The sequence below is a fragment of the Thermococcus sp. 21S7 genome (assembly GCF_012027615.1).
GTDB lineage: Archaea > Methanobacteriota_B > Thermococci > Thermococcales > Thermococcaceae > Thermococcus.
In genome coordinates, this window is record NZ_SNUT01000002.1 from 371,214 (window position 1) to 384,283 (window position 13,070).

Consider the following 13,070-nt stretch of genomic DNA (forward strand, 5'->3'; position numbering starts at 1 on the left):
GAAGGTTTATAAAACATTTGCACAACTGCTCAAATGTAGAGGTGATTCGTGATGACGGAAGTGTGTAAGGTGTATGAGGAACATCTGGATAAAATCCTGGAAGCCCAGGCAAAGCTGCCCGAGGAGGAGGGCATACTCGAAGCGGCCGACTTCTTCGATGCCCTTGGAAATCCTACCAGGCTTAAAATCCTGCTCGCGCTCATGGAAGCCGGAGAGCTCTGCACCTGCGACCTCTCGGCGATAACCAAACTCTCCGTTTCGGCAATCTCCCACCAGCTCCGCATTCTTAAGGATCGGAAAATCGTGACCTACCGCAAAGACGGCAAGAACGTCTTCTACCGTCTCGACGACGAACACATCATGAGGATATTGAAGACCGCTCTCGAACACCTTTCGGAGGCAAGATGATGGCAAAGAAGCTCAAACTTGAGGGTCTCGACTGCGCGAGCTGTGCCTACGAGATAGAGGAGGCCCTCAAAAAGGAGGGCTTTGAGTTCGCGCTGGTCAACTTCGCCACCAAGGAGGCGGTTATAGAGGGCGACGTTGAGAAGGCCAAGGAGATAATCAAGAGGGTCGAACCGGACGTTGAAGTCACAGAAGCGGACGAGCACGACCACGGTCACGGGCACCACCACGAGCACGGTGAAGAGGACCCCAAAAAGGCTCTCTACTTCATAATCCCGTCGCTCATGCTCTTTGGCATCGGAGTGGTACTCCGCTATTACTACGGCATGGACAACACCTTCGTCTTCGGGGTCTTCGTTGCGAGCTACCTCCTCGTTGGCTGGAAGGTGCTGAGGAGCGCCGTCGTCAACTCCATACACGGCAACGTCTTCGACGAGAACTTTCTCATTGCTGTGGCTACGCTTGGAGCCTTCGCCATCAGGGAATATCCAGAAGGAGTTGCCGTCATGCTGTTCTACGTCGTCGGCGAGTTCTTCCAGGACCTTGCTGTGGACAGGTCACGGCGCTCCATAAAGGCCCTTCTGGCCCTCAAGGCGGAGTACGCTAACCTGCTCCGGAACGGAGAGGTAGTCAGGGTGAAGCCGGAGGAGCTGAAGGTCGGCGATGCGATCCTTGTAAAGCCTGGCGAGAAGGTTCCCGTCGATGGCGTCATTATAGAGGGTGAATCCACCGTAGACACGTCCGCCCTGACGGGTGAGAGCGTTCCCAGGACGGTGAGGGAAGGGGAGGAAATCCTATCCGGCATGGTCAACCTCTCCGGCCTCCTCAAGGTTCGAGTGACAAAGGAGCTTAGCGAGTCAACGATATCGAGAATTCTGGAACTCGTCGAAAACGCGGGCGCCAGAAAGGCCAGGACCGAGAAGTTCATAACGCGCTTCGCCCGCTACTACACTCCCGCCGTCGTCGGGCTCGCGGTTCTCGTGGCCACTCTTCCGCCGCTGATTACGGGGGATCCGTTTTCAACGTGGGTTTACAGGGCGCTGGTTCTGCTCGTAATCTCGTGCCCCTGTGCGCTCGTCCTCTCAATCCCGCTCGGCTACTTCGGCGGCATCGGAAGGGCAGCGAGAGATGGAATACTCGTCAAGGGCTCCAACTACCTCGATGCACTCAGGGACGCAAGCATCGTCGCCTTCGACAAGACCGGCACGCTGACAAAGGGCGTCTTTAAGGTCACAAAGGTGGAAACCCGGAACGGATTCAGCGAGGATGAGATAATAAGGTTCGCGGCTTTGGCGGAGGCCCACTCGAACCACCCGATAGCAAAGGCCATACGCGAGGCTTACGGCGGAGAAATCAACGAGGCCGAGATAGTTGAGTACGAGGAGATAGCCGGCCACGGCGTCAGGGCGAGGATTGACGGCGTTGAGGTCATGGTCGGAAACGACAGACTGCTCCACCGGTTCAAGGTCGAGCACGACACGTGCAGGGTCAAGGGGACGGTTGCCCACGTGGTCATCAACGGAAAATATGCGGGCTACATAATAATCTCCGACGAGATAAAGGACGACGCCCCGCTCGCTGTGAAGGAGCTCAAGCGCCTCGGGGTTCAGAAGGTTGTTATGGTAACCGGTGACGGCAGGGACGTTGCCGAAGAGATAGCGGGACAGCTTGGCCTCGACGGGTTCTACGCGGAGCTGCTGCCTGAGGACAAGGTGAAAGTCATAGAGGAGCTTGAAGCAGAAACCACGGGAAAGGTCGTCTTCGTGGGAGACGGCATAAACGACGCGCCGGTGCTGGCGAGGGCCGATGTTGGTGTTGCAATGGGAGCGCTCGGAAGCGACGCAGCAATAGAGACGGCCGACGTCGTCATAATGGACGATAGGCCCTCAAAGGTGCCGCTGGGAATCAGGATAGCGAGGAAGACCCAGAGGATAGTGTGGCAGAACATAGTATTCGCCCTGGGAGTTAAGTTGGCCTTCATAAGCCTCGGAATCCTCGGGGAGGCGACCATGTGGGAGGCGGTCTTTGCCGACGTGGGCGTCGCCCTGATAGCGGTCTTCAACGCGATGAGGATTCTGAGGTGAAGGCGCTGCTACACTCTCGGCGTCCTTTTACATTTTGCCCCGTTGCCCGCGAACTGGAATGATCATGGAACGGAAAGACGTCGGGCACTTGCTCCTCGCACTTCTGCCTCCAGTAGCGTTCATCATCGGTTGCCCGTCCAACGTCCGACCTGGACTGTGCCTCGGGCGCGTCTTCGATGATCGAGTCACTTGGGATTTCCGAGAAGGGGGAACAACCCATAAATAATTCTTTGGAATAAACTTTCACCGGGGAGCCCCATGGATTCAGAAGTATCGCGGGTGTGCCGAACCCAGGAGGAAGCAAGGAGACTTTACGACAGAATCAGCGGATTCTACGATCTGTTTGCTTTTCCGGAGGGAAAATACAGAGATAGGGCGCTGGAGCTCCTCAATATCATGGAAGGGGAAACAGTTCTGGAGATCGGCTTTGGAACCGGTCATGCTCTGGTGAAGATGGCCGAGCTTGTTGGTGAAGAGGGGAAGGTTTACGGCATTGACATTTCTTCCGGGATGTTAGAGGTCAGCAAAAGAAGACTCCAAAAAGCTGGTCTGCTGGATAGAGTCGAACTGCACCTCGGGGATGCAGCAGACCTGCCCTATGAGGATGAAAAGTTCGATGCCGTCTTCATGAGCTTTACCCTTGAGCTCTTTGATACGCCCCAAATTCCGAAGGTCCTGGCCGAGGTTGAGCGGGTTCTGAAGCCCGGCGGAAGGCTCGGTGTGGTCAGCATGTCGAAGGGTGAAGGGCTGGCGGTGAGGGTCTATGAATGGCTCCACGAGAGGTTTCCCAGGTGCCTGGACTGCCGGCCGATTTATCTTTCTGATACCGTGAGGAACGCGGGTTTTGTGGTGGTGCACGAGGAGAAGGGGAGGATTTTCGGGCTCCCCCTTGAAATTGTCATCGCATTGAAGCCCCGGAGGAAGAAACCCCGGTTTGATGCCGATGTTCAGGTGGTGCTGGCCACATAGACACCGCTTTGGGCCCTTCTCAGGAGCAGTTGTTGACCTCAAGGGGCTGCAGTTTCTAAACTCGCTCGGATGTTTGCTTTACATTCTGACAACGACAAGCCTATTAGAGTTTTAATTCGATACTAAGAATGGGTGAATGCGGTGAAGAAAGAAACCGGTTGGCGCGATGGTCATGAGATGAACGGGAAGGAACACGCAGGTCACGAAAGCATGAAGCGCGAGAAGCACCAACACGAAGGAGGTTCCCACGCAAAGCACCACGAGATGATGATGGAGGACTACAAGAAGAGGTTCATCGTTTCCCTGATACTGACGATTCCAATCCTGATTCTGTCCCCTCTGATACAGAACTTCTTCGGGTTTGAGCTGACTTTTCCCGGTGATCACTACGTTCTCTTCGGACTTTCCGCGGTGGTGTACTTCTACGGCGGCTGGCCCTTCCTGAAGGGCATGAGAGACGAGCTGAAGAAAAAGCTGCCGGGAATGATGACGCTGATAGCGCTGGCAATAACGGTTGCCTTCTTCTACAGCGTTGCGGTGACCTTTGGCCTGCCGGGTAAGACCTTCTACTGGGAGCTGGCGACGCTTATCGACATCATGCTCATAGGTCACTACATCGAGATGCGCTCCGTCCTCGGTGCTTCAAGGGCGCTTGAGGAGCTGATAAAGCTCATGCCCACAGAGGCCCACCTCGTAACGCCAGAGGGAATAAAGGACGTCCAGGTCAGCGAGCTGAAGAAGGGCGACGTGGTTCTTGTCAAACCGGGCGAGAAGATACCCTCCGACGGGGTCATAGTCGAGGGGGAAACGAGTGTAAACGAGGCCATGCTGACGGGTGAGTCAAAGCCCGTCTACAAGAAGCCCGGGGATACCGTTATCGGCGGCTCCATAAACCTTGAGGGTGCGATAAAGGTCAGGATAGAGAAGACAGGAAAGGACACCTACCTGATGCAGGTCGTCGAACTCGTCAGACAGGCGCAGGAGACCCGCTCAAGGACGCAGGACTTAGCTAACAGGGCTGCCTTCTACCTCACGCTCATAGCCATAACCGCCGGAACGATAACCCTGGGGACGTGGCTCTACCTCGGCAAGCCCTTCGTCTTCGCCCTGGAGAGAATGGTGACCGTCATGGTCATCACGTGTCCCCACGCCCTGGGATTGGCAGTTCCGCTGGTCGTTTCGGTCTCGACCTCAATCTCGGCCAAGAAGGGAATCCTCATCAGAAACAGGGAGGCCTTTGAGAGGGCCAAGGATGTGGGGGTGGTCGTCTTCGATAAGACCGGAACGCTGACCGGAGGCAAGTTCGAAGTAACCGACGTAATAGCGCTGGACGAGCTCGGCGAGGAGGAGATCCTGAAATACGCTGCCGCCCTAGAGTCCCGTTCAAGCCACCCGATAGCCCAGGGAATAGTCGAGAAGGCCAAGGAGCTCGGCCTTGAGTCCTATGAGGTCAGTGAGTCTAAGGTTCTTCCGGGCAAGGGTGTCCAGGGAGTTATCAACGGCAAAGAAGTCCTCGTTGTGAGCCCCGGCTTCCTGAAGGAAAACGGCCTGTGGAAGGAGGACGAGCGCGTCAATAAGGTCCTGGAGCAGGGCAAGACCGTTGTATTTTTGGTCATCGATGGAAAGCTCGTTGGTGCTCTGGCGCTGGCGGACAAGATAAGGCCCGAATCGAGGGAGGCCGTTGAAAAGCTCCATGAGATGGGCATAAAGGCCTACATGCTCACCGGCGACAACGCCAAGGTTGCAAAGTGGGTGGCTGAGGAGCTCGGCCTCGACGGCTTCTTCGCCGAGGTTCTGCCGCACCAGAAGTCGGAGAAGGTCAAGGAGCTCCAGGAGAACTATGTCGTGGCAATGGTCGGCGACGGCATAAACGACGCCCCGGCTTTGATTCAGGCCGATGTTGGAATAGCCATTGGAGCAGGAACGGACGTGGCGATAGAGAGTGCCGACATAATCCTCGTCAAGAACGACCCGAGGGACGTCATAACGGGGATACACCTGGCCAAGGCAACCTACAGGAAGATGGTGCAGAATCTCGCCTGGGCGACCGGATACAACACCTTCGCCATCCCCCTAGCGGCGGGCGTGCTCTACAGCTACGGAATCCTTCTCAGCCCCGCCCTCGGTGCCCTGCTGATGAGCATGAGCACGGTGATAGTGGCCATAAACGCGAGGTTCCTGAAGGTTTGACCGCCTCTTTACTTTATCTTTTGTCAAGATTTGGCACTACCCCTTTCTCTTTTGCCAATAATAAGCCCTATAGTCTTTACCACTGAGTAGTATTCGAGGAGATCAAAATGATGTTTGAAAGTTTAGGAGGAGAGTTCCTGACCCACGTTGGAGAAGGAGAATGGGGGTGGCACGACATGATGGGATTCGGCTGGTTTGGCTGGTTCGGGGCAGTCTTCATGCTCCTGTTCTGGGTGCTGATAATAGTCGGAATAGTCTGGTTCATTAAATGGCTGGTTGAGCAGAGCTCAAACGGCACGTCAAAGAAGAGCGCTCTGGAGATACTCGATGAGACGTACGCGCGGGGCGAGATAGACGACGAGGAGTATGAGAGGAGAAGGAGAACCCTGCTCGGGCAATGATGTCTTCAATGTTTAATCCTTCCGCCCGGCCAAGGTTTCTTTTTTGAAAATTTCCGGCGGGTGGGTTTCCAGAATGCCAACAATAAGCCCTATATCCCTTCGGACAAATGAATACATGGAGACAAAACCGAGAGGTGATGCGGAATGGAGTGGAAGTCCCTGCTTGCAGGACTCCTCATAGGAGCGCTCATGGCTCTCCCACTCGGAATGGCCACAGGAGTATTCAAGACAACTTGGACGGGAGGCCCCCACTGGGGCTTTGGTCCCGGAAGGATGGCCCATGGCTACGCGGACGGAGACATGTACGCGGAGATGGAGGAGCACATGGTGGGGGACAACTTCACCCAGATGCACGAGGAGATGGGGCAGGTCATGGAGGGCTACATGGCCAAGTACATGGGCGCTGGCTGGGAGGAGAGGCACGAGTACTGCGAGAGGCTCATGGGGATTGAGGAGGACGAGTGAGCCCTCAGCTTTCTCCCTTTTCTCCCTTCAGATCCTCTTTTAGTCGGAACTTCTCTATATTTTCCCGGGTCTTCTTGAACTCCCTAAGGCACGTTGGGCAGCAGAGGAAGTAAACCCTATTGTGGTACTTATAGACTATCGGCTCCCCAACTATCTCTTTGCCGCAGTAGTCGCACTTGAACGGCACCTTGACCTTGGGTGGGCTGGTGCGCTCGACGCTTTCAAGAATGGGCATTATCTCTATGACCTCAAAGCCGGCACCCTCTATAACTTTCTGGAGTTCCTCCATACTCTCGACGGCTATCTTTATCAGGTACTTCCTGCTCGTGAAGCGGTTTATCTCGATTATCTCCTCGAACGCCTTTATCCCCTCGGGCTCGTCGGTTTTGACTATGAGGGCAACGACGTTGTGGGCCCTCATGAACTCGGGGTTGAGCTTTATGGTGTATCCCTGGATAACACCCTCCCTCTCAAGCTTCTCCAGCCGCGACTTGACCGTCGGCCTGCTGACGCCAAGCCTTTCTGCAAGCTCCGAGATGCTCAGGCGTGAATTGTCCATGAGGAGGTATATAAGCTTCAAATCCAGTTCATCAAGCCTCATTTCTTTCACCACCCCAGTTTGGCCTCCAAAGTATAAAAATTCTCTGGTCGAGCTTTTCAAATTGTAAAAAATAATGCCCATAAGCTGGCCCGTATAGTAAGTAACAGGTGAGTAAAAATGGAGCTTGTGCTCAAGGTCAACGGCATGACGTGCGCAATGTGCGTTAAAACCATAGAGACCGCCCTGATGGACCTTCCCGGGGTGAAGGAGGCGACTGCAAACCTGAATTCGGAAAGCGTCCACGTTAAATTCGACGAGTCCGAGGTCGGGCTTAACAGGATCATAGCCACCATCGAGGAGCTGGGCTATGAGGTCGTTAGAGAAAGGAGGGATGCGGTGGTTAAGATAGAGGGAATGACGTGCGCGATGTGCGTCAGGACCATAGAAGAGGCGCTGGAAAACCTCCCCGGGGTTTTGGAGGCGAGCGTAAACCTCGGCACCGAGACTGCGAGGGTGAGCTACGATCCCAATCTAGTGACCCTCGAAGACATCAGGGAGACCATCGAGGGGGTCGGCTACAGGTTCATAGGAGTCGAGGGAGAGGAGACCCACGATCTGGAGAGGGAAATCCGGGAGAAGCACCTCCGCGACATGAAGAGAAAGCTCGCCGTTGCGTGGAGTATCGGAACAGCCCTTTTCGCCGCGATGCAGGTTGGGCGCTTCGGCGTCGAGGTTCCCTACCTCATGTCCGTTCAGTTCATTCTGGCCACCGTTGCGATAGTCTACGCTGGTAGGGGGATATTCGGCAAGGCCTGGGGTTCCCTCAGGCACGGGGCCCTCAGCATGGAGGTCATGTACTCCCTCGGCATAGGCTCGGCATATCTGGCGAGCGTCCTCGCGACGGTGGGAATCATTCCCGAAGACTTCAACTTCTACGAGGCCAGCGTTCTGCTGATGGCGTTCCTGCTCCTCGGTAGGTACCTTGAAACAAGGGCCAAGGGGAGGACCAGCGAGGCCATCAAGAAGCTCATGGGGCTCCAGGCGAAGAAGGCTACCGTTGTAAGGGGTGGAACGGAGATTGAGGTGCCGATAAGCGACGTTAAAGCTGGGGACGTCGTCATAGTTAAGCCCGGAGAGAGGATTCCCGTGGATGGGATTGTGCTCGATGGCGAGAGCTACGTGGACGAGTCCATGATAACCGGCGAACCCGTCCCCAACCTCAAGAAATCCGGGGATGAGGTTATCGGCGGTACCATAAACAAGAACTCAGTGCTCAGAATAGAGGCAAAGCGCGTCGGAAGGGACACCGTTTTAGCACAGATTATAAGGCTCGTTGAGGAGGCCCAGAACACGAAGCCGCCGATACAGAAGCTGGCGGACACGATAGTTACCTACTTCATACCCGCCGTCCTAACGATAGCGCTCCTGTCCTTCGCCTACTGGTACTTTGTGGCAGGGGAGCCTTTGCTCTTCGCCTTTACGACCCTTCTCAGCGTTCTGGTGATAGCCTGTCCCTGCGCCTTCGGCCTCGCAACTCCCACCGCCCTGACCGTGGGAATGGGAAAGGGCGCGGAGATGGGAATACTCATCAAGAACGGTGAAGTGCTGGAGATAGCGAGAAAGGCGACGGTTGTGCTCTTCGACAAGACGGGAACTCTCACAAAGGGTAAGCCCGAGGTGACGGACGTAATAACCTTCGGAATGGACGAGAAGGAACTGCTGAGGCTCGTTGCCTCAGCCGAGAAGCGCTCCGAGCACCCGCTTGGAGATGCCATCGTGAGGAAGGCCCAGGAGATGGGTCTTGAGCTTGAGGAGCCGGAGGAGTTCGAGGCCATAACCGGTAAAGGTGTCAGAGCCGTCGTTGGGGGGAGGGAGATTCTAGCGGGCAACAGGAAGCTCATGACGGAGAACGGCTATTCGGTGGGGAGCCTTGAGGAGACGCTCCAGGAGCTTGAAGACGAGGCGAAGACCGCCGTAATCGCCGCCGTAGACGGCAGGATAGCCGGAGTGATAGCCATAGCCGACACGATAAAGGAAGGGGCAGCGGAGGCCATCGGGGAGCTCCACAGAATGGGGAAGAAGGTCGGCATTATCACCGGCGACAACGGGAGAACGGCCAATGCCATAGCAAGGCAGCTCAAGGTAGATTACGTCCTCGCGGAAGTTCTGCCGGGAGATAAAGCGAGCGAGGTCAAAAAACTCCAGGAGAACGGTGAGATAGTAATCTTTGTCGGAGATGGCATAAACGACGCCCCGGCACTGGCACAGGCGGACATAGGTGTAGCCGTTGGCAACGCGACGGACATAGCGATGGAGAGCGGCGACGTTGTCCTCATAAGGAACGACCCGCGGGACGTGGTCAGGGCGATAAAGCTGAGCCAGAAGACGCTGGCGAAGATAAAGCAGAACATCTTCTGGGCGATGTTCTACAACACGATGCTGATACCCTTCGCGGCTGGACTGGCCTTCGTGCTCTTCGGTGTGGAGTTCCAGCCAGAGTGGGCCGCTGGGGCAATGAGCATAAGCAGCGTGAGCGTCGTCACAAACTCGCTCCTGCTGAAGAGGGCCAGAATCTGACCACCATTTTTATTTCCAGGAGGTGCGAATGTGATAGTCGAATACGACGGAAAGTTTGAGTTTGAGTCTGGAAAAACCGTCCTGTGGTTTTCCATCCCGGGCTGTCCCCCGTGCAGGATAGTTGAGAACTTCATGGAGGAGCTCAGCAGGGAGTTCCCGGAGATAAAGGTCGTTCACATCAACGCCGAGGAATGGAACGACCTCGTGAACCGCTTTGACGTCCTCAACGTCCCGACGCTGGTTTATCTCAAGGACGGAAAAGAGGTCGAAAGGCAGAACCTCATAAGGAGAAAGGAGGAGGTTCTCATAAGGTTCGAAAACCTCAGAAGGCTCTGACTACCCCTCCGGAACACCCAGCGGAAAGACATAGAGCGGTTCGCCCGGCACTTCCAGCACCTTTTTTACCTCCTCGTCCCTGAATGCCCCAACCGCAACGGTGCCGATGCCGAGGGCCGTTGCCTGCAGGTAAATGTTCTGACCCATGTGGCCGGCGTCGATGTGGACGTACCTTATTCCCCTCTCGCCGTACCGCCTTGTGGTTCTCTCGTAGTGGGCGACGATGACGATGTTGACGGGAGCCGTGGCGACGCACCGCTGGTTCAGGCATGCCTCGGCGAGGGCCTTTCCAAAGTGCCCCTCCCCCACCCTTTCCAGCGCGTGGGCCTTTCCGTCGTAGCGGTAGATTCCCGGGGAGAGGCCCTCAACGTTCTCGGCCACGATGTAAACCTCGAAGGGATAGCATGCCCCGGCGCTCGGTGAGGTTCTCTTCCCCCATCTGTTGGTTCCATAGGCCGCCCACAGGACTTGAGAAACCTTTTCCAGGGTTAAGGGCTCGTCCTTATACCTCCTTATGCTCTTTCTCCTGTCTATTGCCTCTTCCAGGCTCATCCTCCCCTCGCGCTTGGGGACAGGCAGGTCAATTTTCATATTCGCCACCACAACCCATGATGTGTTTTTCATACATTAGCCTTTTGGTATCAGAACAACAGACGCCGGGAATAATTGCGATGTACTTTAGGAAATGTTTAAATACTATCCCACTGGTCAATGGTACGGTGAGCTGGATGAAAAAGCTCGCATCCGTCGTTCTGATATTCCTCGTGGTGCTGGCGAGCGGATGCGTGGGGACTGCGGACGAAAAGGTCCAAACGGGCGAAACGAAGAGCCCAACGACCACCGCTGTGCAGGAACACGAACTCGTGCCGGCCTCAATCTCGCTTTCGGACCGCATCTACGTGGAGATAGACCCCCGGATAGAGCTGGTGACAATAATCTACAGGCTCTCGAACCCGGAGTGGTACAGAGAAAACGTCGACCCCACACGGGTGGGCGCAGATTCGAGGAATTACGGATACCTGCGCGACGTGGACGAGTACTTCGGCCCCTACAGGGACATGAAGGCCGTCAAAATGGTGCCCGAGATGATAAGAGAGGGCATCGAATACGACGCGATTCCGGAGTTCGCCATTCACCTGAGTCTGACGAACTTCTCAAAGGCTGCCCCCTGGGATGATATGCTGGAGCTACGGCCCGACCTGGACACGGAAAAGCTTGATGAGTTCGCAGAGGCTGTTGCTGAGTTCGCGGAGAAGACGAATTTCTGGAGGTTCTACCGCGAGCACGGGGAGTTCTACAACCGGACGCTTGAGGAGTTCGCAAAGGACAACCCTGGACTGGTCGATCTGGTTGGGTTCGAGGAGAATTTCTTCGGGAAGAACGCATCGTCGTGGCGCGTCGTGCCGATGCCCCTCTTCTGCTGCCACGGCTTTGGGTACCATACGGAGAACGGGGAGAACGTTACGGTTTACGCGTTCCTGGGCTTCGGGAAAGTCGACGGTGGGGTGCCACACCTCTACGCAACCGCCGGCGGCTCAACTTTCCTGGCCCACGAGTTCGCCCACAGCTTCGTCAATCCCGCGGTCGACAGGCACTATGAGCTGTTTAAGCCCTACGAGGCGCTCTTCAATCCAGTCGCGGAGAAGCTGAAGGAGATGGCGTACCCCAACTTCAGGATTATGCTCTACGAGACTCTTGTGAGGGCTTTCGAGGCCTACTACCTCAACGCCACGGGCAACCCGGATATGGCCATGCTGTCCCTGAGCCGCAACAAGGTCTTCTACTTCGTAGACGATGTTTATCGGGCCTATGGGTATTATGCGGCCCACAGGGACAGGTACAGAACCTTCGACGACTTCATGCCTGAACTCGCCAGGGTCATTGAGAGGGTTTACAATGAAACAGACGGAGGAAAGAACGTTGTTATCAATCCGACGGTAGACGATTTCTTAAAGGCCGCGAAGACCGGCGGTGCCGTTGTGGCCTACGGGGGAAGTCGCTCCGCCGAGACGCTTGCCCGGTTCGTGTACAGCTCGTTCAAAAGGGCAGGCATCGACGCGGAGCTGAAGCCCGTATCGGACTTAACCGCTCAGGACAGGGAGGGGAACCTCGCCTTGATACTGTTATCAAACAGCACACTCCTCCAGGAGCTTCAGAAAAAGGCCCCCGTCCTCATCAACGGCACGACGGTCTACAGCAGAGAAAGCGGGAAAACTTATTCCGGGTCGCTGCGGGTTTTGGAGGTCATCGAGAATCCCTGGAACCCCGGGGCACTGGTGTTCATCGTCGTCGGCACCGATGAACGGGCGCTGAACAGAATACACGCCTACCGGCACTTAACGTACAGCATCAGGGACTCCTTCGACAACCTGCTTGAGAGCGGCTGATTCCATTTCATTTTTCCGAAATTCCCATAAGGTTCGAGGTCAAGTCTTTGTCATGAAGCGCCTGAAGATTGCAATACCCTACACCAAAGAACTTTCTGGGAGCTTTGAGTGGCTCATCGAAGCGATGGAATGGGCCTACGGGGACACGTACTTCACCATAGGCACCGACGTCGTTAAGCTGGTGGAGGTCAAGTTCAAAGATGGCGTAAACCCCGGGGAGATACTTGAGCGGCTGAAATCGCTTCCGCAAACGAAGGACGTCAAGGCATTCCCTCGCAACGAGCACTACCTCATATACCTGCGGGCCTCCTTCGAACCCCAGAAGGAGCAGGCGGAAAGGCTTTTTGAACTCCAGAAGAAAGGGCTGGTTGTTTTTGAGAGCGGAACCTTTGTCGGGGGCGAGAGCGTTCTCTCTGTTCTCTGCGAGGAGGGACTCGTAGGAGAGGTCGTGAGGACCTTCCGGGAAACCTACGGCGCGAGGGTAATCAGCGTTGAGGATGCCGAACCGGAGAAGAGCCCCATTTCAAAGCTCACGAAGAGGCAGGCGGAAGTTCTTCTCCTCGCCTACAAGAGCGGCTACTTCGACGAGCCCCGGAAGGTCACTTTGCGGGAGCTGGCGGAGATGCTGAACCTCAGCCCCTCGACCGTGAAGGAGCACCTGAGGAAGGGACTGAAGAGGCTCCTCGATGAAACCCTCAAATAACCGCACATGTGC

The 13,070-nt window shown here is 55.8% G+C and carries 12 protein-coding genes; 10 read left to right on the top strand and 2 right to left on the bottom strand.

Going from position 1 to position 13,070, the window contains the following annotated elements; all coding sequences use genetic code 11:
- Positions 1-51: 51 nt before the first annotated feature.
- From E3E51_RS05365 to E3E51_RS05390, 6 genes are all read left to right on the top strand, one after another.
- The gene (locus tag E3E51_RS05365) at positions 52-408 is read left to right on the top strand and encodes a metalloregulator ArsR/SmtB family transcription factor (protein ID WP_167912046.1); all 357 of its coding nucleotides are present in this window, start codon (positions 52-54) and stop codon (positions 406-408) included.
- Positions 408-2,489 carry a heavy metal translocating P-type ATPase gene (locus E3E51_RS05370; RefSeq protein WP_167912177.1) on the top strand — a complete coding sequence of 694 codons (2,082 nt, stop codon included), beginning with the start codon at positions 408-410 and terminating at the stop codon, positions 2,487-2,489. The genes E3E51_RS05365 and E3E51_RS05370 overlap by 1 nt, the downstream gene beginning before the upstream one ends.
- A 258-nt stretch (positions 2,490-2,747) precedes the next feature.
- On the top strand, positions 2,748-3,458 hold the full coding sequence (locus E3E51_RS05375; protein ID WP_167912047.1) for a methyltransferase domain-containing protein: 711 nt from the start codon (positions 2,748-2,750) through the stop codon (positions 3,456-3,458).
- Between the two features lie 141 nt (positions 3,459-3,599).
- Positions 3,600-5,648, top strand: coding sequence for a heavy metal translocating P-type ATPase (locus tag E3E51_RS05380; protein WP_346765945.1), 2,049 nt, complete (start codon positions 3,600-3,602; stop codon positions 5,646-5,648).
- Between the two features lie 107 nt (positions 5,649-5,755).
- A complete protein-coding gene (locus tag E3E51_RS05385; RefSeq protein WP_167912048.1) occupies positions 5,756-6,049 on the top strand; it encodes an SHOCT domain-containing protein in 294 nt (97 codons plus the stop codon).
- A gap of 144 nt (positions 6,050-6,193) precedes the next feature.
- Positions 6,194-6,514 (top strand): hypothetical protein, encoded by a 321-nt coding sequence (locus E3E51_RS05390; protein WP_167912049.1) that lies wholly within the window; start codon positions 6,194-6,196, stop codon positions 6,512-6,514.
- Between the two features lie 4 nt (positions 6,515-6,518).
- Here the strand turns inward: E3E51_RS05390 and E3E51_RS05395 are convergent, their stop codons facing one another.
- The gene (locus E3E51_RS05395; protein ID WP_167912179.1) at positions 6,519-7,115 is read right to left on the bottom strand and encodes a TRASH domain-containing protein; all 597 of its coding nucleotides are present in this window, start codon (positions 7,113-7,115) and stop codon (positions 6,519-6,521) included.
- A 117-nt stretch (positions 7,116-7,232) separates the two neighbouring features.
- Here E3E51_RS05395 and E3E51_RS05400 point away from each other — a divergent pair, with 117 nt between their 5' ends.
- Both E3E51_RS05400 and E3E51_RS05405 read left to right on the top strand, forming a co-directional pair.
- Positions 7,233-9,632 carry a heavy metal translocating P-type ATPase gene (locus E3E51_RS05400; RefSeq protein WP_167912050.1) on the top strand — a complete coding sequence of 800 codons (2,400 nt, stop codon included), beginning with the start codon at positions 7,233-7,235 and terminating at the stop codon, positions 9,630-9,632.
- A 30-nt stretch (positions 9,633-9,662) separates the two neighbouring features.
- A complete protein-coding gene (locus tag E3E51_RS05405; RefSeq protein ID WP_167912051.1) occupies positions 9,663-9,968 on the top strand; it encodes a thioredoxin family protein in 306 nt (101 codons plus the stop codon).
- On the opposite strand, the gene E3E51_RS05410 is transcribed toward E3E51_RS05405, so the two are convergent.
- A complete protein-coding gene (locus E3E51_RS05410) occupies positions 9,969-10,559 on the bottom strand; it encodes a SagB/ThcOx family dehydrogenase (RefSeq protein WP_167912180.1) in 591 nt (196 codons plus the stop codon). It lies immediately after the preceding gene.
- Positions 10,560-10,696: 137 nt separating this feature from the next.
- On the opposite strand from E3E51_RS05410, the gene E3E51_RS05415 reads away from it, so the two are divergent.
- On the top strand, positions 10,697-12,355 hold the full coding sequence (locus E3E51_RS05415) for a DUF4932 domain-containing protein (protein WP_240924266.1): 1,659 nt from the start codon (positions 10,697-10,699) through the stop codon (positions 12,353-12,355).
- Positions 12,356-12,407: 52 nt separating this feature from the next.
- Positions 12,408-13,058: a helix-turn-helix domain-containing protein gene (locus E3E51_RS05420; RefSeq protein ID WP_167912053.1), complete on the top strand. Its 651-nt coding sequence runs from the start codon at positions 12,408-12,410 to the stop codon at positions 13,056-13,058.
- Positions 13,059-13,070: the final 12 nt, after the last annotated feature.